Source organism: Borreliella bissettiae DN127 (assembly GCF_000222305.1).
Taxonomy (GTDB): domain Bacteria; phylum Spirochaetota; class Spirochaetia; order Borreliales; family Borreliaceae; genus Borreliella; species Borreliella carolinensis.
Genome location: NC_015921.1, coordinates 194492 through 218777, shown reverse-complemented (window position 1 = coordinate 218777; position 24286 = coordinate 194492). Strand labels below are relative to the sequence as shown.

The following is a 24286-nucleotide window of genomic DNA, read 5'->3' as shown; positions in this document are numbered from 1 at the left end:
TTATTGATTAAGTTATAATTGAGGAATAATAGCAAATATTTTAATTTTTTGGTATAAATTACTACTAGATTTGTATGTTAAGTTTTGCGAGGTATTTAAATGGCAGTAGTGAAATCTAGCGAGATTGAAAAAGGTTCTTTTTTGCTTATCAAGGGGGTTCCTCATATTGTTCTTGAGAGAGAATTTTCAAAAACAGGTAGGGGAGGGGCAATAGTAAGGTTAAAGCTTAAAAACTTGAAAAACAAACTTGTCATTAGAGAAACTTTAAAAGGAGCAGATACTGCAGAAGCTATTGAAATTTATGAAGTTAGTGCCCAGTATTTATACAAAGATAAAGACGTTTTGGTTTTTATGGATTTAGAAACTTATGATCAAGTTAGCTTGGATTTAAAAGAAAGTGCTAATTTTCAAGATAAGGTACTTTTTTTGCAGGAGTCGGAAATCTATTCTCTTATAATGTTTGACAATGTGGTTATTGATATTAAGCTGGCTCCAAAGATTGCTTTTGAAGTTGTAGAGGTTGAGGCAGCTGTTAAGGGCGACACTGTAACAAATGCAATGAAAAATATTACTCTTAATACAGGACTTGTAGTAAAAGCTCCACTTTTTATTAACGTTGGAGATAGGATTTTAGTTAATTCTGAAACTAAAGAGTATGCAGAACGGATTAAAAGTTAAATTAATATTGTTTTTTTGTTGTTTTGCTTTTTCTTGTGAAATGAATTATCCGGAAATAAAAGAGCTTGATTATAAGATAAATTATTATTTTACTGAAAATCGTTTAGATTACTCCATGAGTTTTGATTTTGCAATTAAAGTTCTAAATCCAAAAGATGTTTTTAAATTATCAATAGAGAATAAGAACACTAATGAGTTTATTCAAGTGATTAATAATGATTATAGCTCTTTTTTTATTGATTCTAACCTTGGCAAGGATATTCTATATTGTAGGGATTTGAGGTTTAATTTTTTTGATAAAACTTTTGAAGATTTTACTTCATGCGTTCGTCTTTTTGATAAGGGCATGAGGGTGTACAATAAAGAGCTTGTTATTTCTCTGAGAATGTCAAAGTATGATTTAGATGATGTTCACAATTATGTATATAAGTCTAAAGATATGGCAATGTTAAACAAGTTAAGCAATTCTAAAGTATTTTTTGTTAAAACTTATAAAGACAAACTACATCCTATTTCTTCGGTTGCTAAAATTGATTCAATAGATACCCTAGAGATTGATAAAACATTTGATAATTATATAAGCTTTTATTATGTCGAAAAAAATTCAAATCTTTTTTTTAAGGTTAATTGAAAAGATCAAATGGGCCCACCAGGACTTGAACCTGGGACCTACCGATTATGAGTCGGGTGCTCTAACCAACTGAGCTATAGGCCCTTAGCTTTAATTTATTATATTTATTTTTTATTCATTGTCAAGTTCATTTTGAATAGCTTCTATTTTAGAAGTTAATGCATCTAATTTGTTATTAATTTTATTTTTTTCTTTTGCTAGGATTTGCATTTTTTGTTGAATATTTTTTATTTCTTCTTGTTTTGTTGTTTTTATTAAATCATTATTTAAGTTTAATATTTTTTGATTTATTTTTTCTATTTTTTGGATTATTGAGCTGATTGCAGTGTTTTTAGCTGTAATTTTATCTTTTTTTGTAGTTTCAATAAATTCTTCAGCAATTTTTTTTAAAATATTTTCTTTATTTTTTGTAATAGCATTGATTTCGTTTTTTATTTTATTCTTTTTATATATTTTTTCTTTTTTGCTTGTAGATATTATTTCTTTTATTTCTTCTTTTATGTTTTTTATATTTGTTTTGATTTCATTCATTATTTTAAATTCTTTAACAACTACATTGTTTAATTTTTTATTTAATGAAAATTCATTTATTATGCTTTCAAAGTTTTCATAAGGATAATATTTTGTGAATACCCGCTTTTCAAATTCTTTTGATATTTTATATACATTTATCATATGGATGATATTGTTTATTGCTGAGTTGACTTTAAGCATTATTTTTTGTAAATAATTTTTTGTTTTATGTTCACTTGCTAATTCTATTTTTTTATATTTTTCAAGTTTCAATTTAGAAAAATTCATATTGTATTTTGATATTAATTCTAAATTTTGAGGATAAATTTCGATTATTGTTTTAGCAATTTCTTTAAGGTTTTTTTTATATGATTTACTAGTAGATTTATATTCTTTTTTAAGAATATAAATCTTTTTGTTTAAATTTTTTAATATGTTTTCAGTTTCTTCTGATTTGCTTAAATTGCTTTTCATTTGATACAATTCTTTTTCTACTAATTTTAAATTGGGATAGTGGTTTAAATTTTTTAATTCTACTATATTATTATTTTTCAATATTTTTCCAAGTTCAATTAAACTTTTTTCTTTTTCTATCTTTAACAAGTTGATTTCTGATTTGATTTTTTTTATCATGGGAACTCTGATTTTATTTTATGCTCTGGCAACTTTTTTTTCAAGATCAAACTTAGATATTTTGTAATAAATTTTTCGTCCATGAGGACAATGTTTGATTTCTAGTTTAAAAAATTCATTTATTAAAAATTTACTAAATTCAATGCTTAATATGTCATTTGCTTTAACAGCCTTTCTGCAGGCAATAGTTGCATATAAGTCAGATTCAAGAGAATTTATTGTTCTGCTTCTTCTTGATTGAAAAAAGTTAATAAGAGTATTTTCATATTGACTACAAATATTAGGAATAGATTCAAGTTGATATTTTTTAGAGCCTATTTTAGATATTATAATGTCCAATTTTTTGTATTCTTCTATTTCGCTATTTATAATTTCTTCTATGTTTTTATCAACTACTGTGAATTCAATTGGTATTAGAAGCTTTTGAATAGTTTTTTTTGAATTTCTAAGTTTTTCATATATTATTTTTTCGTGAACTGCGTGTTGGTCTATGAAGTAAATTTCATTTATTTTTTCAACGATTAAAAATTCAGAGAATATTTGTCCAATATAGTTAAACTTTATTTCTTCTTTTTCATTTTTATTTGGCAGTTCTTCAAATTCTAAAAAGTTGTCAGAGAAAATGTTTTCAATGTTTTCCTTAAGTGTTGGTCTATTTTGTATAATTGAATTGTACCTTTTAAGGTCAATATTGCCTTGTGGTATGGTTTTGTCTAGTTCTTTTATATTATCTTCTTTTTCTAAATAGTTGTTTTGTGGTATATCATATGTGTTGAATTTATTAAAGTTTTCTGGTTCGTTTATCATTTCTATTAAATGATCATCTTCTGTTAATTGTCTTTTTATTATTATGTCTTGGTAGTTATTTATGTTTTTATCAAAAAAATTATTAATATTGTCAGATATTAGTTTAAATAAAAATGGAAGATTGTAAAATCTTACTTCTTTTTTTTGCGGGTGTACATTAAAGTCAATATATTCAGGGTTTATTTCTAAAAATAGATAACATATTGGAAAGTTGCCAGGAGAAAGTATTCTGCTGTGCCCATTAGTTATTGCCTCTAAGAGATCTTTTTGATCGATAGGTCTTCTATTGACAAATGTTTTAATATGTCTTTTACTTTTTTTAGAAAAGTTATCTGGTGCTAAAAATATTTCTATTTTTATATTGTCATGTTCTTTTTTTAAGACTCTAAATTTATTATTTTCTATTACATTTCCATATACATTTTGAACCCTGTCAATTAACGATTCTTTAAAGTAAATTTTTCTTAGCTTTTGATTTAAATTAATTTCGAAATTGATTTCGGGGTGTGTTATTATTTTTTCTTCTAAAACTTTTAGACACATTTTTGTTTCAATGGGTTCTTGCTTTAAGAATCTTTTCCTCGCTGGGAAGTTGTGAAATATTTTTGTGACATCTACTATTGTTCCGTTTATGGCAGGTTGTTTTTTAAAGCATTTTTCAATTCCATTTTCTATTTCTATTTGATAGCTTTCATTGCTAGTTGTTGAGCTTGTTATTGAAATGTTGGAGCAAATTGCAATACTAGAGAGAGCCTCTCCTCTAAATCCTAGAGTTTCTATTTTTCTTAAATCTTCTTCTGATGATATTTTTGAAGTAGTGTGTGGTAGATAACAGATTTTTAAGTCCTCTTTACTTATTCCGCTTCCATTATCTATTATTAAGATTTTGTGAATTCCTCCCTCTTCAAGAAAAACCTCAATTTTAGTAGCTCCAGAATCTATTGAATTGTCTAGTAATTCTCTTAATATTGAACACGGTCTGTCTATTGATTCTCCTGCTGCTATTTTTTGAACCAAGTATTTATCTAAGAATCTTATTTTGTTCATTGAAATTTATATTCCTATTATTTTTTTAATATTTTCATTTTTTTTGTAATTTGGAAATTTTTTTATAAGTTCTCTTAATGTTTGATCATTGTTATTTTCATTGTATTCTATTATTCCTAGTGCATGTAAGGCTTCTGGATTGTTTGGTTTTAATTTTGTATATTCTCTTAGAAGGTCTTTAGCTCTTGCATTATCATTAATTTCAATTAGGGTGGTTGCAAGATTATATTTTGCTTCAATATCTGAATTGGTTATCGCTTTTTCAAAAATTTCAATTGCTTTTTGATAATTTTTTTCTTTTTTGTAAAGTATTCCCAGATTGTTTAAGGCTAATTTATTATTTTTGTTTATTATCTTTTCAAGAGTTGAGATTGCTTGACTTTTATTTCCCGATTTTTCGTATGCTTTTGCTAGGTTTATATAGGCTGAAGTATTTTCGGGGTTTTTTTCAATTACCAGGTTGTAAAGTGATATAGCATTTTGGTAATTTCCTTTTTTAAGATTTATAGATGCTTTTAAATATAGATATTCACTTTTTTCTGGATTTAAATCGATGGCTTTGTTTATTATTTCAAGAGATTCTTCAAGTTTATTGTTTTCAAATTTTGATATTGACAGGTTGTAAATAGCAATTTCGTTAGGTTTTTTTGCATTGGCATTGAAAAAATTTAAATATTCTTCACTTTGTTTGAAGTTGCCCAAGTTGTTTGAGACTATTCCAGCTTTTAATGCATAATTGGGTTTTTTGTCGAGATTGTAGGCATTTTTAAAGCTTGCAAATGCTTGTTGCATATCGCCATTTTTTTCTTCTGCTATACCTTTTTGGTAGTAGGCAGTGTCATAATTTTTATCAATTTGTATTGCTTTCTCAAAAGATTCTATTGCTTTTTTGTTTTTATTAAGCATCATTAAAGCTATTCCTTTGTTATTATGTGCTTTTTTATGTTTTGGGTCGAGCTTTATTGTTTGATCAAATGATGCTATTGAGTTTTGATACTTTTTAAGCTTGAATCTAATGATTCCGAGTTTATAGTGATCTTCTTGGGTATTTGTGAGTTTGGTAATTTTTTCGTATGCATTTTCTGCTTTTAGCAAATCCCCATTGTTTTCATAAGCTTGAGCTAAAGTTTTAGAGGCATGGGCGTCATTAGGATTGTTTTTTAAGAATTCGTTTAGATCGTTAATTGCTTGTTGACGTGTTTTTTTGTTTTCAAGATCAACGGGTTTTATTGAATAAACCTTAGATTTAAGGTCCTCCAGGTATTGTATTTTATTAGCTTGAGCTAAAGTTTTAGAGGCATGGGTGTCATTAGGATTGTTTTTCAAGAATTCGTTTAGATCGTTAATTGCTTGTTGACGTGTTTTTTTGTTTTCAAGATCAACGGGCTTTATTGAATAAACCTTAGATTTAAGATCCTCCAGGTGTTGTATTTTATTAGCTTGAGCTAAAGTTTTAGAGGCATGGGTGTCATTAGGATTGTTTTTCAAGAATTCGTTTAGATCGTTAATTGCTTGTTGACGTGTTTTTTTGTTTTCAAGATCAACGGGTTTTATTGAATAAACCTTAGATTTAAGGTCCTCCAGGTATTGTATTTTATTAGCTTGAGCTAAAGTTTTAGAGGCATGGGTGTCATTAGGATTGTTTTTCAAGAATTCGTTTAGATCGTTAATTGCTTGTTGACGTGTTTTTTTGTTTTCAAGATCAACGGGTTTTATTGAATAAACCTTAGATTTAAGATCCTCTAAGCGCTGTGGTTTCTTGTTTTCTTTATTTAATTGAAAAATTTCTTTCTTGTAAGGTTCTTTTGGTACATTAATTAGATTTGGTTCAATGTCTTTTTTTATTAAGGTTAATAGTAAATTTGAAGCTTCTTTATTTTTTAAACTTTCAATCAACTCATTTACTTTTTGAAATTTGTTGCTTAGGCCTTTTTTAATTAATTCTTTTAATCTGTTTTTTCCAAGTGTGACTTTGCCAGTATTAATATTGTCTAATATTTCGTAGAGCTCTTTTTTTATTAAGTAATTATATGGCCTATGAATTTTCTCTATTATTGCTTGACTGGGTGGAGGAAGTTCACTTTCTTTTTGGGAGCTTGAAGGATTTTTTTTCAAAGTTGTAGCATTACTATTGTTTGAGTATTTTCTGTTGTCTGGAGTTTTTAAAATATGCTCTGAAGTTTGTTCTTTGGAAGAATTTGTGTTTTGCGTATCATTTTTTATTTTTTGAGAGCTGTTTAAAATATTTTCACTATTTGATTTTTCACTTAAGTTTTTTTTTAGTTTTTCCAAATTAAATAAATTTTTTTGATCATTAACACTTAATTTGGAATTTGGAGATTGTATTGGTTGATCTTCTTCTTTCGGGTTTGTATTTGGGTTTATTTTTTCTGGGATTTTGCTTTTTTTAAATTCAGATATGTCTTCATCTTCAATGCCAATATCATCGTTTCTGTCAGAGTAGTTTTCTGTTATTGTGCTGTCTTTGATGTATCTATTGTTAAATGCTATATCAAAATTTTCGTTTACATTTGTTTTTGTATTGTCTTGGCCTTTGATTTTGTCTAAGATTTGATTTGCAGAGTCTCTTTGTAATTCGTTTGATTCAAAAGGACTGCTGTTGGCAATTTCTGCTAGTGTATTTGTAAGCATTGTAATGTCTTCATTTTTGGGGTATTTATCTTGCAGAAGTTTTGCAACAGAATATGCTTTTTTATAGTTTCGATCTATTACGCTATTTTTAACTTCGTTTAGCATTATTTCTCGATTTTTGTCATTTAATTTGCTTTGATATATATAGTAACCAAAGCCCCCAAATGATAGGATAAGTAAGAAAATTAAAAGCAATAATACCGAAAAATTTGTATGTTTTTTATTCATCTATGTATAACTCCTCTTGCCAATTAAGTTTTTCTAGCTCAATTAAAGAATTTGTTTCTAGGTTATCTTTAAAACTATCTTTAAGTATTTGATTTTTATCTTCTTTCGCGTATACAATATGCTCGGTTCGTCCTTTTAGGCTTTTGTCAAGTTTTTCAAGATTAATTTTTTCATTTCTTAAATAACTTATTAAAAGTAAAATGCTGTCTTTTTTTTCTGTTTTTGACCTAAGGGTAATAAATTGCGAGTAGTCGTGGATAGCCATAGTATAAGAATCCCAAGCCTTTTGGTATTCTTTTTCTTTAGATGTTATTTTGCCTTGTTGAACATAGGCATTAGCTCTGTTTAGTAGTGCGCTGTCATAATTAGGCCTGCTTTTAATGGAATTAGAATAATATTTTATTGCTAAAGGATAGTAACCTTCTCCTCTGTTAAACATTATGTTGCCTAATTCATAATATAGTATGTAATCGATTTCACCCCCTACCGCAATTCCATCAAGCAATGCTCCTTCTGCTTCTGTTAGTTGGTTATTTTCTCTGTACGCTATTGATAAAAAGTAATAGCCTAGTTGTACTTTTGGATATTTTTTAATAGCATCGCTTAGGGTTTCGATTGCTTGAATATAATTTTTGTTTTTCATCTCTTCTTTGCCAATTCTAATTAGTCTTTGAGAATATGCCAGCTTTGAATTAAATATTAAAATTAAAAATACAATAAAGATCTTGCAATTTTTATTTAAAAATAAATAAATCCTCATTCTTTTCCCATTATACTTAATTTAGATTAAATGTCTTTAGATTTCATAAGTTCTTTTTTAAAATTTATTTTTTGCTTCAATTTTGTTTTGAAAAAAGAAATAAATTCTAATAAACTGTTTTTTTCATTAGATTTTATCTTTCTATTGCCTATAAATTCTACCAGATTCTCATAATATATTAAATAGCATATTGCAGGGAATAATTTTTTCTCATTTTCATCTTCCAGTGTTTCAATAAGATCAAATTTTATATTCTTGAGAATAATTTTTAAAATCCTTGATCTTGTTTTTAGTGATTTTATTAAAGTATATGATTTTTGGTAATCTAGTTGGTTGGAATTTATTTTTTGTATTTTTATTATTTTTTTAGGTATTGTAATTTTATTTTCGTCAAGGTAGAGTAGTATGTCAGATATAAATTTGAAATGCTTATTTCCAATATTTGGATAAAAAGATAGAAAATATACAAATATTTGATTTTGTATTTCAAAGGTTTTGGATTTGAAAAATTCTTTCATGAGTTGACAAAAAATTTTTTTATCCTTTTTGTCAGCATAAATATAGAATGCAATCCACCCATAAGTTTCTATATTATGAGAATTTTTTTTGACATAATGCATAATAATTTCTAAAAATGCGCTTTTAATGTATCTTTCTTCAAAGATTGAGCTTTCGTAGGGGTTGAAATTTGTTTTGTCAAAAGATATAAAAAAATCTTCTGTTTGAAATTTTGCAGTTATAATTTCTTTTATTTTTTCTTTTATGTTGATTAATTTGTGTTTTTCAATGTATTCAAGTGCATCTATGAAAGATTCCCAATTGTTAGATATTTTGTCTTTGAAAAACCAAGTTAAATATTTTTTTGTTATTGTTTTTTCAATTACATATAAATAACACTTTAATGTGTCTTGAAAATCCTTTGGAGCGTATTGAGTAAAATCACTGAAAAAGTAATTGAAGTTAATATTTTTATTCGAACCTTTATAAAAAATTTCATTAAGACTTAAAGTTTTTAGTGCGCGCAAGTAGTTTAAAATTTCATTGTATTTTAGTGCTAGAATTTCTTCTTCCAAGTATTTATAATGTTTTATTAAAATTTTAATAAAAATGTTTTTACTCAAACACCCAACCGGCCAATATGTAAGTATTAGCATTCTTTTTAATTTTATTAGTCTACTTTCTTTATTTGTTAAGCTTGATTTAAAAACTTTTTGATTTTCCGGTTTATATTTTAAATTTTTATTTAATATATTTAATATTTTATTTTTATTTTTGTTTCTTACGGCTACCAAAATGTCTATTGTTCGTTCTAGGTTGTCAATGTTAATATTGCTGGAAAAATTTAATATAATTTGTTTGTAAATGTCTTTTTTTTCTTGAGAATAATAAGGGTTATTTTGTATTTCAATCAGTTTTAAAAAGTTGCTAGATTTTAGTTTATATGTTGTTCCTAATTTTTTGGTGTTGAGATTGGCTTCTTTGCTTATTTGAGCGAAATTTTTGCTTCTTACTATTTCTAATATCCATTTTTTAATTATTTCATTTTGAGTTTTTTTGTAGTAGTATTCTTCAAGTGAAGCATTTAATTCATTTTTTTCTTTTTCGTAATCATTGCTAATTTTTATAAGTTCAATTATTTCAGATTTTTCTAATTTGTAAAGCTGGGAAGAAATACTATATTTTAAAACTTTTTCTTCTATGTATTTATTTATATACTTTTTTAATGTGGCAAGGGAATCATAAAATTCTGAATCTTTTTTAATCGTTTTCATTTATTCCTTTTTTTATAATTTCCATTAAATTTTTATCTTTTTGGGCAAAATTTATTATTGCCTCTAAATAACCTTCAAGAGTTCCTATGTCAATTCTTTTTCCTTCAATATTTTTATATAATACTTTTTTTTGATCCATTAGCTTTTTTAAAGCATAAATGTGGTAGTATTCACCTTTTTGGTGTAGTTTGAATCCTTCTTCTAAATGTTCAAAAAACTCATAATTGTACAAAAATCTCCCAATAGATGCTTTATTACTGGGTTCACTTCCAATTTTTGGTTTTTCAACAATGTTTTTTACATGAATTTCGTCTTTGTAGAGTTCTATTACACCATATTTATTTATATTTTCTGGATTTTCAATGATAGATATTATGCTCTTTCCAGTTTTTTCATAAAGATTGATCAATTGTAAGCTTAATGGTGGATTTCCAATGCAAAGATCATCAGGGTAAGCTACAATCACAGGCTCTCTATTTATCCAGGGTTTTGCATAAAGCAGTGCATTTCCTGTGCCTAGCATTTCTTTTTGCCTTATGAAGCTTATGTTAATTTTTTTGGTTTTAATCTTATCTAATTCATCTTTTTTATTTTCTTTTAAAAAAATATTTTCAAGTTCAATTTCTCTGTCAAAATAATCTTCAAGAACTTTTTTTCGTCTTGAACTTATTAATAAAATGTCTTTTATTCCTGAATCGATAAATTCTTGAATAATATAATCTATGGCTGGTTTGTTTAAAATTGGTAGCATTTCTTTTGGAATTGTTTTTGTTATTGGTAAAAATCTTGTACCATACCCAGCCGCCAGAATAATGCCTTTCATATTTCTCTCTCTTGAAATAAGATTATAGCAAAAATTTAATTTTATATATTCATTGTTTTTTAAAATTGTTTTAAAATTTTTATTTATGTATGTAAGTTCGGGTAAATATAAAGGTAGAAAAATTTTGTTTCCCAAGAATGGTTCTGTTCGTCCTGTGATGTCTCTTGTTAGAGAAGCCTTTTTTTCTATTATTTTCAAGGATATTGTTAACTCAAAAATTTTGGATGTTTTTGCAGGGACTGGTATAATGTCTATTGAAGCTCTTAGCAGAGGGGCCAGTCTTGCTCATCTTGTTGAATGTAATAGAAAAATTAAAAATACATTAGTTAAGAATTTTAGTTTTGTTGAGGAATTTTATAAATTCTTTTTTCAAAGTGCAGAGGATTTTTTGGGTAAAAAAGATCTTTTTTATGATTTTATTTATCTTGATCCCCCTTTTAATTATAAAAATAAGGTTAATTTGCTTGAGATTATTTTAAAAGGTAAAATTTTAAATGATAAAGTTAGTATCATTATGCATTATCCTTCTGGTGAAGATTTAAAGATAAATACGTCAAAATTTTCAATTTATAATTTAAAAAGGTATGGGGGATCAAAACTTATTTTTTTGAGAATATTGTAGGATTTATTTTTTCCCATAACTAAAGAGAATGAGTTGAATTTCATTCTTATTTAATTCTGGAATACTGTTTTTTATTACAAAATCGTCCACATTTTTTAACGGATTTTTTTTATAATTTCCGTTTCCATCTTTTATTAAAATTTCTTTGTTCTCAAGGTCCATTATTATTTCTTCTATTTTGTAAGTTTGGGTTTTTTTGTTTATTATAGATAAATTCGGTGTAATGCCCATTTTGTATTCAATAACAGCAGCTTGAAAAAGATTTTCATTATTATTTTTTTTATTTACATCTACTATTTGCCCATAATCAAAAGGCGCAAGTATTGTTAAAAAATTTTCTAGCATGTTAATGTCAAATTTTTTGTTTTTTGTTTGTTCGTTTGGTTCTTTTCTGCTCCAGTAGTATTTTCCACTATTTTCTATTAGGAATTTAACAGCCTCTAAGGGATTAGTGCTTTCTTTTATTATTATTGGATTTACCAATTCGTCGTAAGTATCTACTATGCAAAAAATTCTAACAAGTTCATGGATAAATTTGTTGATTTTTAGCTGTGGATGTCCGGTAGCATCAAGGTAGTCTTTTTGTCCATTGATTATCATTTTTGTAATAGCTGAAATATCTTCCCGCATTCTAAATAAATTTTTAGCAATGTTAATATTTTTTTCCAAGTGTTCTATTTTTAATTTGTGCTGTTCTTTAAAATTTTTGTCTTTAAGGCTTATTTTATTCCCTATATTTTCTAATATTGTTATATGCATTAATCCTATTGAGTGTAGTAGCGATCCAAGTGCGGCTTGTAGTATCATGTCTTCTGCATAAAAAAATTCTGTAAATTCGGTATATTCAGTTTTATCAAGAAAAAATTTTATAGTTGAACGAGGTGCATTTTTCAAAGACCTTATTTTGTTTAAATTTGCAATTGTAATTAGAAAGTAAATTGTTGTATCGACTGAATGTAATAGTATTGAATCACCTTCTGTTTTGACTTTTCCTTTAAAAAATTCATAATCTCTTCTAGCGGAATATAAATATAATTTTTTTAAAGTTTTTTTATCTTTAAGGTTTTCTTTTGTTCTAAGTTTTTGAACATCAAAATAATGATATATTTCTAATAAAATTTTTTGCAAAGATATTATTTTATGCCTTGGAAGTATTTTAAAGCTTCCCTCCAATATTTCTTTCCAATAAATTTGATTAGGCTCAGCCTCCATTAATGTATTTATTTTCATGAGTGGTTTTTTGCTCTTGGTAATAAATATTGGGTCGTCTTCTTTGAAAGGCTTATATACATCTTTTAGATTATCTATTAACTTTTCTCTTAAATAGTTAAGATCATCATTTAAAATTTTTTCATTTATTTTTTTTATCAGGTTTTCATATGATTCATCTTCTTCTTTTTTAATTACAGGAATGTATGGTGTATTTCCTTTAGAAAGTATTTTAATGATTTTTTCATTTACTCTTGTGCCAAGTTTTGATAAGTTTCCTATTCTTGCAAAAATTATGTCTTGTTCGTTTAGATCTTTTATTTGCTTTATTTCTTTAAGTATCACTTTGAGATCCTTTTAATCTTTTAAATAAATGTCGCCGAGGAGAATCGAACTCCTGACACAAGGATTTTCAGTCCTATGCTCTACCAACTGAGCTACAGCGACAATTGCAATTTAAATAAATGTATGCTGCCGAGGAGAATCGAACTCCTGACACAAGGATTTTCAGTCCTATGCTCTACCAACTGAGCTACAGCAGCATTTTTATTCTAGTACCTTAATTTTTTCATAAGTATATATGTTTGTCAACTCTTTTCTTAAATTTTAACTTTTGGATATATTGCTAAAAAAATGATTTATAGCTAGCTTTGGGGTTTTAAAATGAGCAATTCTAAAAATTTAATTTATATAATAACAGAATTTATATTTTACAGGTATTTAAAGAAAAAATTTATACTAATAAACTTTCAATTTCTTTTATGAAGATATTGAAAGAAATCCATATCTGTTGAGAAAATTTTTCTTTTATCTTTTAATACTGCTTTATAGCTTTCCAATGCTTGCCAGAATTTGTAAAATTCAACATTTTTGCCGTATGCATTTGAATAGATTTTTGCAGCTTCTCGATCCCCTTCGGCTTTTATTTTGGCAGCAGTGGCTTTTGCTTCGCTTAATATTTTTAGCTTTTCTTTTTCTATGCTTCCAAGAATTTCTGTTTTTTCAGCCAATCCTATGCTTCTTTGTTCTTCTGCGATTTGTTGTCTTTCTGAAATCATTCTGTTGTTTACAGATTCAATAAGGCTTGGATCATAAGTAACTTTTCTTATTAGTACGTCTACAATTTCAATTCCAATATCTTTAGTATTGTTGTTTGCTATATGAATTATTTCTTTTTCGATTATCTTTCTTCCTTTTGTTATTTTATAAATACCGTTAATTTTTGTTTCTTGTGGGGTGAGCACTCCATTAGACAAACGTTGAATAGGATCATTTGAGCTTCTTATAATTTCAAGCAAAGGATATTTTGCAATAACTCCTCTAACAGCAGGTTCAATTGCTGCGTCAATTCTAATGTAAGCTCTACTCATTGTTTTTATTGTTGTATAAAATTTATTTATGTCTGCAATTTTCCATCTAGCAGTTGTATCAATCCATATCAATTGTTTTTCTTCACCCCCTGTTGGGATTCTTTGGGGTTCTCCATCCCATCTAAGAATGATTTTGGGAAATATTTGTACATTTTCAATTAATGGGATTTTATATTTAAGTCCGGCTAAACTTTCGGTTCTTTGAATTTTTCCAAGTCGAGTGGTTATTGAAATTTCATTTTCTTTCAAAATATACATTGGTTGGAAAATAGACAAAATAGCCAAGCAAACTATTACTGTAAAGGTTATAATTTTTGCAGTAGATAATAAAAGATTTATTATAAATTTCATTTATTTTACCTCTTTAAATGGTAGAAAATTTTTGAAGTTTTTGTCAATTAATTCAATGTTATCTTTGTTTTCAAGTATTTCTTTCATGGTTTCATTGTAAAGTCTTTCTTTTGTAATGTCGGGATTTTTTAAGTAAGCGTCTAGTATGGCATTAAAAATTTCTGTATCTGCTAATGCATTGTTTATTCTGCTTTCTTTGTATCCTCTGGCTTCTTCAATAACCTTTAATGCTTCACCTTTAATTTTGGGAACTATTTGATTAAATTCTTTTTTTCCTTCGTTTATGTATTTATTTTTATCTTGAATGGCAATGTTTACATCTTCAAAGGCCTCGTAAACCTTTCCTTTTGGGGGCAGAGCATTTCTAATTTGTACTTGCACCACGTCAATTCCTAAATTATAATTGTCTATTATTTCATTCATAGAAGATTTTACACCTTCTGTTACTCCCACCCGGTTGTCATTTATTATTTCAAAAATAGTATTATCCCCAATCAATCTATTCATTGATGACTTTGCAATATCTTTAATTGTTGTCTCAGGATCTTCTACTTTAAACTTGAATGAATAAGGATCTCTTATTTTGTATTGTACTAGCCATTCAATGTTTATTATATTTAAATCTCCAGTAATAATCATGCTTTCGTCATTTACATTATCATTTTCTCTAATATCGCTTGGAGATATTAGAAATCCAAATTTAATTTCCTGGACTATTTTTACGGGTACGATAAATTTTTCTTCAATTAATGGAATCTTGACATGTATCCCAGAATCAAGAGTTCTGTTAAGCTTGCCAAGGCGAAGTACAATTGCTTCTTCTGATGGCCCTACTATGAATATGTTTGCAATAACTATTATTGATATTAGTATTAAAGTAATAATAATTATTAAATATTCGTAAGTTTTGTTAAAAATTTTTTTTATGTCAAACATTTGCTTCTCCTAATGTTTTAAATTGCTTTTAGTAAGCGAATTTTGTCACTACTTTTTGGATTTGATAAAAGTTATTGTTTCGATTTTATTATTCTGAATTTCCTTAATAAAATATTATCCATCATTTGTTTTTACGGTTTCGTTTTTTGTTGGTATTTTGTCAAGTAGGTCTATTAAGTATCCCCCAATTGTATTTGTATATTCTTTATGCTTAATAGATATTCCAATTGTCTCTTCAATCTCATCAAAAGTAGTTTCTCCAAGTATTGAGTAAGTATTGTCGTCAATTTGAGTAATCAGGGGCTTTTCCTCTTTAATGTCGTATTCGTCAGATATTGCTCCGAAAATTTTCTCTACAATGTCTTCTATTGTAAGTATTCCTGAAAAACCGCCATACTCGTCTATTACGATTGCCATTATTTTTTGTTTTTTTCTCATAATGTCTAGTATGTCTTTTATTCTTTTGTTTTGTTGTACAAATACAGCAGGCTTAATAAATTGAGAAACGTTTTTATTCATATCTTTTTTATTGACTTCTATGAGGTCTTTAGCTATTAAAATGCCAATTATCTGTTCTCTGCTTTGTCCTTTGTATATGGGAATTCTAGAGTATCCTTCTTCTTTGATCAATTTGATTACATCTTTTAATTTTGATGAGCTTGAGAGTGAAAAAACCTCTGTTCTGTGAGTCATGATCTCAGAAGCCCTTACTTGATCTATGTCTAACATTTTTTGCATAAATATTCTAGAGTCATTTTTTAAAATTCCTAAACTTCCGGCTAAAGAGAGCATATTTTTTATGCTCTCTTTAGTCATTTGATAGCTAGCCTTAACTTTAAAGAGATTTAATATTTTTTTTATTATTTTGTTTATTATATATATTAGTGGAGTAAATATAAAAATTAATGGTGTTAAAAAAAATGAAGTAGATAGGGCAATGATTTCATTGTTTAGAATTGCAATTTGTTTTGGAAGTATTTCTGCAAAAATTAGAACGATTATTGTTATTAGACCTGTTGATATTGCAAGTGCGCTGTTTCCGTATTTTTCAAGTACAAATTTTGTTGTGAGTGTACTTGCTATAATATTTGATATATTGTTGCCGATAAGGATAGTAGTAATTAATTTTGAAGGAGATTGAACCAAATTGTACACCGATATTCCCGATTTTCCTTTTTTTCTTATGTCTTGTATCTGAATTATGCTTAATGAAGTATAAGCTGTTTCAGATGCTGAAAAAATAGCAGATAATATTATAAATAGTAGTATTACGATTAATTCTAGCATATATGTATTATTTTAATTTATCTTTAATAAAAATGCTTTAAGTTATGCCCTTAAGTATAAAAATATTTTTGACTTGACCTTAAAAGGCGCTGACCGGAATCGAACCGGCGAATCAAAGTTTTGCAGACTTCTCCCTTAGCCACTTGGGTACAGCGCCTTGTAACATTGCTTAGTTTATTAAAAAAATAGAAAATTGTAAATATATTTTCTATTGAAGCATAATTTTGAATTTCTTAGCTATTTTTATTAGTTTTATGTAAAATTTTAATGTATGAATAAAAAACTTAATGAAGTTTTATTAAAGTTAGATCAAAATTTAATAAAATGTGTGAAAGGTTCTCTTGATTTAGAAATATCGGGAGTTACTTATAGTTCTAAATTGGTTTTGCCCAGGTTTGTGTTTTTTGCTCTTCCAGGAATTCATTTTGATGGGCATGATTTTATTGAAATCGCAATTCAAAAGGGCAGCAATGTTATTGTGTGTTCACGAGATGTGGATTTTTACAGTCCTAATGTTACTTATATCAAGGTAGATGATTATAACATAAGAAAATTTATGTCTAATTTTTCAAATATTTTTTATGATGAGCCTTCAAAAAAGTTAAAAGTTATTGGAGTTACTGGCACTGACGGGAAAAGTTCTGTTTGTTATTATATATATCTGCTTTTAAAAAAAAAGGGCGTTAAAGTAGGGTTTATATCGACGGTATTTTTTGATGATGGGAGTGGGAGCTTGATTAAAAATCCCTACAGACAATCAACTCCTGAGTCTACAGAAATACATTCATTTTTAAGTAACATGGTTAAAAATGAAGCTCAATATGCAATTCTTGAATCTACTTCTCATGGACTTGACCTTGAAACAGCAAGGCTTATCGATGTTAATTATTTTGCAGTTGTTTTTACCAATATTGGACATGAACATCTTGAATTTCATGGTACAATTCAAAATTATTTGAATGTCAAGCTGGGTCTTTTTCGGTCTGTTAGTGATGCTTCTGGTTTTGGAGTTATTAATTTTGATGACGTTTATTCTTCTGATTTTAAAAATGCTGTTAAGAAATCTTTTACTTATAGCTTAAAAAGTAGTAAGGCAGATTTTTTTGTCAGTTTTATTGATGAGAAAACTAATTCTACCAGGTTTGAATTTTATCACAAGGGGATTAAATATTTTGCTAATGTTAACCTGCTTGGGAGTTTTAATGTTGAGAATGTAATGGCTGCTCTTATTTTGGTTTCTCAAATTTTAAATAGCGATATTCAAGACATTGTTGATAAGCTTATTTGCATTAAAAGTCTTGATGGGCGCATGGATAGTGTTAACTTAGGTCAGAATTTTTCTGTAATAATTGATTATGCTCATACCCCCGGTGCTTTTTCTAAACTTTTTCCTATTTTTAAAAGATTCGCTGCCAATAGATTGATTTCTGTTTTTGGCTCTGCGGGAGAAAGAGATGTTGAAAAAAGATTTTTGCAAGGGCAAATTGCAGATATTTATTCTGATTTAATAGTACTTTGCGATGAAGATCCAAGAGGCGAGAATAGTATGTGTATAATTAAAGACATTGCAAAAGGAATTGTTAATAAAGTTGTAAATCAGGATTTATTTTTTATTCCTGATAGAAAGGGGGCTATTGAAAAAGCAATAAGTCTTGCAAAGGCAGGAGATTTGGTTGTGGCTTTGGGCAAAGGGCATGAAAGTTCAATAATTTATAAAAATAGAGAAGTTTTTTGGAATGAACAAGAGGTAGTTAAAAATGCTATTTTAAGTTTAAAAAAATCAGAAAAGGAGAAGTGATGTGAAGAAAAATCTTATGTTAATATTTGGTGGCGTTTCTTTTGAGCATGAAATTTCTTGCAAATCTGCTTATAGCATTTATTTAGCCCTTTTAGATCTAAATAAATACAATATTTATCCTGTTTATATTGATAAATGTACAGGTGTTTGGTATTTATTAGATTCTGTTTCTAATCCCCCAAAGCCCATCAATATAGATGTTTTACCCATTGTTAGTTTATTGCCAGGACTTGGAATTTTTTCAAATAACAAAAACCTTGAGATTGATGTTGTTTTTCCCGTTGTTCATGGAAGAACCGGTGAGGATGGTGCTATTCAGGGAGTTTTAAAAGTCATGGATATTCCTTGTGTTGGCGCTGGTATTATAGGGAGCGCTATTTCTAGCAATAAGTATTTTTGCAAACTTTTGCTTAAAAGTTTTGATATCCCGGTGGTGCCTTTTATTGGATTTAGACAACACGATTATTTTTTAGATAAAGAGGAAGTAAAAAGAAACATAAAGGAGGTTTTAGGATATCCTGTTATTGTTAAGCCTGCAGTATTGGGATCTTCAATTGGAATAAATGTAGCTTACAGTGAAAATCAGATTGAATCTTTTATTAAAGAGGCTTTAAAGTATGACCTTACCATTGTAATAGAGAAGTTTATTGAGGCTAGAGAGATCGAATGTTCTATTATTGGGAATGAAAAGATGAAAATATTTTCTCCCGGGGAAGTTGTTGTGCAAGATTTTATATTTTATGATTATGATGCTAAATATTCTGTTATGCCCGGAAATTCTATTATTTTTAATATTCCTGCACATCTTGAGACAAATCAGTTGTTAAGCATTAAAGAATATGCATTTCTTGCTTATAAGAATCTAGAACTCAGAGGTATGGCGAGAGTTGATTTTTTTGTTGAAAAAAAAACAGGAACTATTTATCTTAATGAAATAAACACTATTCCAGGATTTACCGATATATCTATGTTTGCTAAAATGTGTAGTCATGAAGGTCTTCAGTTTAAAGACCTAGTGGATAATTTAATCGATTATGCTTTTCAAAGTTACATTAATAGGAAAAAAAGGATTAATTTTGAAGATTAATTTAGATTAATTTAATTTTAAATTTTTTAGATTTTCAATTTCTTTATCGTCTTTTAGTTTGAAGTATTCAAGATTTTTATATTTTTCTGCTTTAGGCAATATTCCTGAATATTTTATTTTGTAAGAGTAATTTATTTTTATATTTTTTACTTCTGTATTGTTAGCTTTATTGTAAATTTTAACTTGATTTTTTTTAATATGAATATTTGCAAATGCTTCATATGCTATATCGTCTTGAGATTTGAGGGTAAATGCAATTGTTGTTTTTTTAGAGTTAATTTTTTTAAGTGAAAAAATAATTTTATTAGCTAATATTTTATAAGGAGTATTGCTTTGATAAATTATTAGTTTAGATGCGTTTTTAAAATGCAGCTCGATTTGATTTGCAAGTTTTTGAGTAACCAAATCGATACTATAAACAGCTCTTTCTGCTATATCTATTTTTTTAAAATCAATATTTATTAACTCATCATCAGCTTCAATGTTAGTTTTTAATGTTTTTTCGTTTGCTTGTAAAGTTAGGTTAAAGTCATTTGAAATTATTTGGATAGGATGTTTATTGCCTTTTGGATATTCAATTTTTATTTTATTTATTTTTTCTGGAAAGCTAACTGTTTGTTCTATTTGTATTGCATGCTCTTTTTTATCAATATTGCTAGATATTATGATTGCGGTTATTAAAAAAAAAGTTGCAAGACCAAGTTTTTCAGCTTTTTTTAAATTTTGTTTAATTTTTGGGAGTTTGGATTTTAAATGTTCTGAGATATTAATAAATATGGTAGAAAAAAGACAAATTGATATTAGATAGCTTAGTGTGAGCGTATTTTTGATTGATGTAGTATTTTGTATTAATGTTATTAATGCAAAATTGATTATCCAAATGATTAATACCATTATTTTTCGAATAATAGTATTTTTATTTGGTTTTATTAACAATAAAATGCTTTTTATGATAATTATTAAGATAAATTCTATTTTAACAAACATTAATATTATTAGTTCAATAATAGAGGTTGATATTGCTAGGTATTTAAGTTGTCTGTAATTTAAATATATTGTGAAATTATATGTAAAAAGAGACAAAAGATTATGTATGAGTAAAGTTGAAAAAAAAGTTATTAGATATTTGGGATTTGTTATGCTGTAAATCGCTGTGTTTTCATAGCCCGAGAATATTTTATTTGTAAGCAATAAAGATAAATAAGCGCTTAAAAATAAAGTAAAAAATAATCTTACTAATTTGTAGTAATTATTTTTTACTTTTTTCATAACTAGTCCAGCTTCTTTAAATTTTCTAATAAATACAATTATAATTAAGTTATAGCAAATGTAGATTAATGCTATTAAAGCAATTTCATTAATTATTATTTTTTTAAAAGGCGTATCAATTACAATATAGTGTATTTCATTGGTATTTTTACTTTTGTACTCACCGATCAATGTTTCTTCAATTGATTTGTAAATTTCAAAAATAGTATTTTTATTTCCAGTTAATATAGGGTTTAAATTATTGTTTATTATTAAAAGGGGTATAGATTCATCACGATATAGATTGTATAAAGTGTTTAATTTTTTTTCAGTTATTTTTGATGTATTAAAATCAAGTTTATTTTTTTCAAAGGTTTTTATAATGGCTTTTAAAAATCCCAAATTTGTTTTTGAATTTGTTATAAAAGATTCATTTTCTAAGTAAATTTTATTTTTTATTTTATTTTCGTTTAACATTAGGTATATTGTATTTGTATTTTTCCCTAAATACTTGTTGCTAAGTAAAATTCTGCTACTAATTATTGTATTTTCTTCTAAAGAATCATCCTCAACAAAAAAAAAATTTATGTTGTTTTCGGGGTTAGTATTTTTAAGTTTATGCAAAAGCTCAATTGCAATTCCAATTGCTAAATTATTTTTTAAATTATTTTGTATTTTAATTGGAACGATTATATTATAAGTATTTATGTTTTTCCCTTTGATTTTAGAATGTATTATTTTTTGTGAATACCCAATAAATCCAATTTCTTGTAAAGAATATTCCATATATTTAACTTCATTTGTATTAAAATATTTTTTTATATAATTAAAAGTATTTATTATTTTTTCTTGTCTTTCATTTAGTTGATGAATTTTTCTAATGTGTGTTTTTATTCTCTTTTCAGCTTCTATGTTTGTAGTTTTATTGCTTAAATTGAATATATTTTTTCCTGTTTTATTTGGCACAATGGTGGAGCCTGTTGAGCCAAGCAATAATAATGATAACAATATATTAATTATCATAATTTTTAATATCTTCTTCTATTTGCATTATTTGTAAGATATTTGGATTTTCTTTTAAAGCAGAAATAATTTTTGTTATATTTTTGGCATTTGATGATACTATTATATTTGTTATTCCATGACCATTGCCGCAGTCTTCTATTTTTTCGCTAATAAGTCTTACGTCGTTGAGTGTGAAAATGTTTTCAAGATAGCTAAATATCCCTTTAAGTTCTTTTAAGAGCAAGATAATGTGATGCACTTTCCGAGTTGGCGTTGCTTCCCACTCAACTTCAATCAATTGGGTTTTTTTATAAGATTTAAGCTTTTGACAATTTTCATTGTGCACTATTATTTCGTCTTTATGTATTATTCCAATAATATCTTCACCTGTTGTTGGGCTGCATTCAGGGTCTATTGCAATTCTTTTTATTTTGGTTTTGGTATAAGCTTTAAACAAGCTAAAAAGCTTTCTTTGCTCTTTATTTGCTCCAACAAGATACGCAATAATATTGTTATCTACAAAAATTGTGTTGTCATTTTTGTTAAGCCACGATCTAATTTTTGATCGAGCTTTTTTTGTTCGTACACTGTTTAGCCATATTACATCTGGTTTTGAATCTTTTGACGTGAATATTTCAACAATTTGTTCGTTTTTAAGTGGTTTTGTGATTGAGCTTATTTTTCCATTTATTTTTGCATAAAGAGCTTGATCTCCAATGTCTGTGTGGATTATGTATGCAAAATCAATTGAATTTGATCCAAAGGGAAGTTCTACTACTTCTCCTTCTGGGGTGTAAACATATATGAATGTATTTAACAACTCTTTGTGTATGTCATTCATTGAATATTGGCTTTTGTTTGCCGATTCTTGTTGCCATTTTTTTATTCGGTTTATAAATGAAAGATCGTCAGCTTTAAGTGTGATTTGTTCTTTGTATATCCAGTGGGCCGCAACCCCATAATTAGCAATTCTGTCCATTTCTTCTGTTCGAATTTGTATTTCAATAAGCTGGTTGTCCTCAGGTATTCTTACAGTAGTGTGTAGTGATTGATAGTTATTTTCTTTTGGACTTGCAATGTAGTCTTTAAGTCTTCCCGGAATTGGTTTCCACACTCGGTGAACAATTTCTAATATTTCATAACATTCTTTTTGTTTTTTGCAAATTATTCTTATTCCTAGAGTATCAAAAATTTGAGTAAGCTTATTTGTTCTTGTTTGCATTTTTCTAAATATTGAGTAAAAGTGTTTTGATCTTACTGTAATTTCTGCTTCAATTCCGCTTTTTTGAAGTTCTTTTTCTATTGATAATTTGCCTTTGTATAATTTTTTTTCTCTTTCTATTTTTGTTTCAGATAAAAAATTTTTTATTTCTTTATAATCTTTAGGATAAAGATGCTTAAATGAAAGATCCTCAAGATATGTTTTAAGAGATGATATTCCAAGGCGTTCTGCTATTGGAACATAAGTTGAAAGGCAATCTTTTGCAATCCTGTCTTGTCTGTTTTTAGGCAAATAAGAGAGTGTTGTCATATTATGAAGCTTGTCTGCCAGTTTTATTATTATTATTCTAATGTCATGTGTCATTGCAAAAAACATTTTTGAGATAGTATTAGCCTCTTTTATGCTTCTTGTTTTATTATGTAAATCATGAATTTTAGTTACGCCGTCGATTAGGCTTAAAATTTCCTCGTCAAATTCTTTTACTATTTCTTCTTTTTCGATGTTTGTATCTTCAAGTACGTCATGCAGCAGTCCAGCAATAGTTGCTTTAAAGTCTAGTTGAAATTTGGCAAGAAATAATGAAACCATTATTGGATGAATAATGTAAGGCTCTCCACTTTCTCTGTATTGACCATAGTGGAGTTGTTCTGCTATTTCTAAAGCTTTGAATATGCTTTTTCGTTCAAATTCATCTTTGTAAGTATTCTCAACAGTTTTTTTAAAAATATTTTTAGCTTTTTCAAGATCATTTATCTTTATCAAGTGTGCAATCTCGTATGCTTGTATCATCCCTTTGTCCTAATATTAGTGCTCTTGCTCTCTTTTCAAGATCGTAAATTGTTTTTAAATGTGAAAATCCTTTTTTGATTGCAAAATCTTTCAAACTTTTTATTTGCCAAGGAGCCGATTCTATTATTATGAGTCCATTTGGACTAAGCTTTTCTTTTGCTTGGCTTAATATTTTTCGAGAAATATTAAGCCCATCTTTCCCGAATCCCAAAAGAGCTTTTGTGGGCTCTTTTATTATTTTATTTTTTATTTCTAATTCTTCTTTGTTTAAATAAGGAGGATTTGTAATAATTATATCAAGCTTTCCCTTTATACATTTTAACAAATTAGAGTGAATTATTTCTACAAATTTTTCAAGTTTGAGCTTTTTTGTATTTTTTTCAACTATTTGTAAAGCTTTTGTTGAAATATCCGAGAGTATTACTTTTTCTTTCATGTAATAGGCGATAGAAAGCCCTATGCACCCACTACCGCAGCATAAGTCTAATATTTTTTTAAATCTATTTTGTTGAATTTGAATTAAGGCTTCTTCAGCTAAACATTCTGTATCAAATCTTGGGATTAATACATGCTTGTTTAGGTCAAATTCAATTCCCATAAATTCTTTTTTTTGAAGTATGTAGTGAATAGGAATACCTTTTTTAATTTTATCTATTTGATCAAAAAAAAGCTTTTGTTCTTTTTTTGTTAAGCTTTTTTTTATATTTGCAATTATTAATTCTTTTCTAGTTTTTAAAATTAATTCAAGTATTAGTAGCGCTTCTATTGTATCTAAATTTTTGCTTTTAGCATAATTTATAACTTCGCTTACATTCATT

General features: G+C 27.1%; 17 protein-coding genes, 4 tRNA genes and 1 pseudogene. 5 read left to right on the top strand and 17 right to left on the bottom strand.

The annotated features are described in order from the left end of the window. Positions 1-99: 99 nt before the first annotated feature. Positions 100-678: an elongation factor P gene (gene efp / locus BBIDN127_RS01050; protein ID WP_014023465.1), complete on the top strand. Its 579-nt coding sequence runs from the start codon at positions 100-102 to the stop codon at positions 676-678. Next, the gene (locus BBIDN127_RS01045) at positions 656-1309 is read left to right on the top strand and encodes a hypothetical protein (RefSeq protein ID WP_014023464.1); all 654 of its coding nucleotides are present in this window, start codon (positions 656-658) and stop codon (positions 1307-1309) included. The genes efp and BBIDN127_RS01045 overlap by 23 nt, the downstream gene beginning before the upstream one ends. 10 nt (positions 1310-1319) lie before the next feature. On the opposite strand, the gene BBIDN127_RS01040 is transcribed toward BBIDN127_RS01045, so the two are convergent. The 7 genes from BBIDN127_RS01040 to BBIDN127_RS01010 form a co-directional block, all read right to left on the bottom strand. After that, positions 1320-1393 (bottom strand) — tRNA-Ile (locus BBIDN127_RS01040). 27 nt (positions 1394-1420) lie between these two features. After that, positions 1421-2455 (bottom strand): hypothetical protein, encoded by a 1035-nt coding sequence (locus tag BBIDN127_RS01035; protein WP_014023463.1) that lies wholly within the window; start codon positions 2453-2455, stop codon positions 1421-1423. Between the two features lie 18 nt (positions 2456-2473). After that, positions 2474-4309, bottom strand: a complete 1836-nt coding sequence (gene mutL / locus BBIDN127_RS01030; RefSeq protein ID WP_014023462.1) for a DNA mismatch repair endonuclease MutL — start codon at positions 4307-4309, stop codon at positions 2474-2476. Positions 4310-4315: 6 nt separating this feature from the next. Beyond that, positions 4316-7189, bottom strand: a complete 2874-nt coding sequence (locus BBIDN127_RS01025) for a tetratricopeptide repeat protein (protein WP_014023461.1) — start codon at positions 7187-7189, stop codon at positions 4316-4318. Next, positions 7182-7949, bottom strand: coding sequence for a tetratricopeptide repeat protein (locus BBIDN127_RS01020; protein ID WP_014023460.1), 768 nt, complete (start codon positions 7947-7949; stop codon positions 7182-7184). The genes BBIDN127_RS01025 and BBIDN127_RS01020 overlap by 8 nt, the downstream gene beginning before the upstream one ends. A gap of 26 nt (positions 7950-7975) precedes the next feature. After that, positions 7976-9721: a BB_0208 family protein gene (locus BBIDN127_RS01015; protein WP_014023459.1), complete on the bottom strand. Its 1746-nt coding sequence runs from the start codon at positions 9719-9721 to the stop codon at positions 7976-7978. Next, entirely contained in the window at positions 9708-10544 is an 837-nt protein-coding gene (locus tag BBIDN127_RS01010) for a UTP--glucose-1-phosphate uridylyltransferase (RefSeq protein WP_014023458.1), read from the bottom strand. Before BBIDN127_RS01010 ends, BBIDN127_RS01015 begins: the two co-directional genes overlap by 14 nt. Before the next feature lie 52 nt (positions 10545-10596). Here BBIDN127_RS01010 and rsmD point away from each other — a divergent pair, with 52 nt between their 5' ends. Then, on the top strand, positions 10597-11166 hold the full coding sequence (gene rsmD / locus BBIDN127_RS01005) for a 16S rRNA (guanine(966)-N(2))-methyltransferase RsmD (protein WP_044054933.1): 570 nt from the start codon (positions 10597-10599) through the stop codon (positions 11164-11166). Positions 11167-11169: 3 nt separating this feature from the next. On the opposite strand, the gene BBIDN127_RS01000 is transcribed toward rsmD, so the two are convergent. The 7 genes and pseudogenes from BBIDN127_RS01000 to BBIDN127_RS00970 form a co-directional block, all read right to left on the bottom strand. Beyond that, on the bottom strand, positions 11170-12720 hold the full coding sequence (locus BBIDN127_RS01000; RefSeq protein WP_014023456.1) for an HD-GYP domain-containing protein: 1551 nt from the start codon (positions 12718-12720) through the stop codon (positions 11170-11172). A gap of 29 nt (positions 12721-12749) precedes the next feature. Next, positions 12750-12822 (bottom strand) — tRNA-Phe (locus BBIDN127_RS00995). 22 nt (positions 12823-12844) lie between these two features. Continuing rightward, positions 12845-12917 (bottom strand) — tRNA-Phe (locus BBIDN127_RS00990). 207 nt (positions 12918-13124) lie between these two features. Further along, complete coding sequence (hflC, locus tag BBIDN127_RS00985) at positions 13125-14096, bottom strand: protease modulator HflC (protein WP_014023455.1); 972 nt, start codon at positions 14094-14096, stop codon at positions 13125-13127. Then, a complete protein-coding gene (hflK, locus tag BBIDN127_RS00980; protein ID WP_014023454.1) occupies positions 14097-15032 on the bottom strand; it encodes an FtsH protease activity modulator HflK in 936 nt (311 codons plus the stop codon). A 48-nt stretch (positions 15033-15080) separates the two neighbouring features. Next, positions 15081-16319: pseudogene (locus BBIDN127_RS00975) on the bottom strand (hemolysin family protein). Positions 16320-16403: 84 nt separating this feature from the next. Further along, positions 16404-16476: transfer RNA gene (locus BBIDN127_RS00970), tRNA-Cys, on the bottom strand. Between the two features lie 114 nt (positions 16477-16590). Here BBIDN127_RS00970 and BBIDN127_RS00965 point away from each other — a divergent pair. Further along, positions 16591-18117 carry a UDP-N-acetylmuramoyl-L-alanyl-D-glutamate--2,6-diaminopimelate ligase gene (locus BBIDN127_RS00965; RefSeq protein WP_014023452.1) on the top strand — a complete coding sequence of 509 codons (1527 nt, stop codon included), beginning with the start codon at positions 16591-16593 and terminating at the stop codon, positions 18115-18117. A 1-nt stretch (position 18118) separates the two neighbouring features. Beyond that, positions 18119-19204, top strand: a complete 1086-nt coding sequence (locus tag BBIDN127_RS00960) for a D-alanine--D-alanine ligase (RefSeq protein WP_014023451.1) — start codon at positions 18119-18121, stop codon at positions 19202-19204. Between the two features lie 6 nt (positions 19205-19210). Here the strand turns inward: BBIDN127_RS00960 and BBIDN127_RS00955 are convergent, their stop codons facing one another. The 3 genes from BBIDN127_RS00955 to prmC are packed head-to-tail and all read right to left on the bottom strand — an operon-like array spanning position 19211 to position 24285. After that, the gene (locus BBIDN127_RS00955) at positions 19211-21475 is read right to left on the bottom strand and encodes a hypothetical protein (RefSeq protein ID WP_044054932.1); all 2265 of its coding nucleotides are present in this window, start codon (positions 21473-21475) and stop codon (positions 19211-19213) included. After that, on the bottom strand, positions 21465-23468 hold the full coding sequence (gene spoT / locus BBIDN127_RS00950) for a guanosine-3',5'-bis(diphosphate) 3'-pyrophosphohydrolase (RefSeq protein ID WP_014023449.1): 2004 nt from the start codon (positions 23466-23468) through the stop codon (positions 21465-21467). The genes BBIDN127_RS00955 and spoT overlap by 11 nt, the downstream gene beginning before the upstream one ends. Further along, positions 23425-24285 carry a peptide chain release factor N(5)-glutamine methyltransferase gene (gene prmC, locus BBIDN127_RS00945; RefSeq protein WP_014023448.1) on the bottom strand — a complete coding sequence of 287 codons (861 nt, stop codon included), beginning with the start codon at positions 24283-24285 and terminating at the stop codon, positions 23425-23427. The genes spoT and prmC overlap by 44 nt, the downstream gene beginning before the upstream one ends. Position 24286: the final 1 nt, after the last annotated feature.

Coding starts and splice junctions, on each gene's coding strand:
- hflK (WP_014023454.1), bottom strand. CDS start 15,032: ATGTTTGACATAAAAAAAATTTTTAACAAAACTTACGAATATTTAATA.
- BBIDN127_RS01010 (WP_014023458.1), bottom strand. CDS start 10,544: ATGAAAGGCATTATTCTGGCGGCTGGGTATGGTACAAGATTTTTACCA.
- hflC (WP_014023455.1), bottom strand. CDS start 14,096: ATGAAATTTATAATAAATCTTTTATTATCTACTGCAAAAATTATAACC.
- mutL (WP_014023462.1), bottom strand. CDS start 4,309: ATGAACAAAATAAGATTCTTAGATAAATACTTGGTTCAAAAAATAGCA.
- spoT (WP_014023449.1), bottom strand. CDS start 23,468: ATGATACAAGCATACGAGATTGCACACTTGATAAAGATAAATGATCTT.
- BBIDN127_RS01025 (WP_014023461.1), bottom strand. CDS start 7,189: ATGAATAAAAAACATACAAATTTTTCGGTATTATTGCTTTTAATTTTC.
- BBIDN127_RS00965 (WP_014023452.1), top strand. CDS start 16,591: ATGAATAAAAAACTTAATGAAGTTTTATTAAAGTTAGATCAAAATTTA.
- BBIDN127_RS01045 (WP_014023464.1), top strand. CDS start 656: ATGCAGAACGGATTAAAAGTTAAATTAATATTGTTTTTTTGTTGTTTT.
- BBIDN127_RS01015 (WP_014023459.1), bottom strand. CDS start 9,721: ATGAAAACGATTAAAAAAGATTCAGAATTTTATGATTCCCTTGCCACA.
- BBIDN127_RS00955 (WP_044054932.1), bottom strand. CDS start 21,475: ATGATAATTAATATATTGTTATCATTATTATTGCTTGGCTCAACAGGC.
- prmC (WP_014023448.1), bottom strand. CDS start 24,285: ATGAATGTAAGCGAAGTTATAAATTATGCTAAAAGCAAAAATTTAGAT.
- BBIDN127_RS01035 (WP_014023463.1), bottom strand. CDS start 2,455: ATGATAAAAAAAATCAAATCAGAAATCAACTTGTTAAAGATAGAAAAA.
- BBIDN127_RS01020 (WP_014023460.1), bottom strand. CDS start 7,949: ATGAGGATTTATTTATTTTTAAATAAAAATTGCAAGATCTTTATTGTA.
- efp (WP_014023465.1), top strand. CDS start 100: ATGGCAGTAGTGAAATCTAGCGAGATTGAAAAAGGTTCTTTTTTGCTT.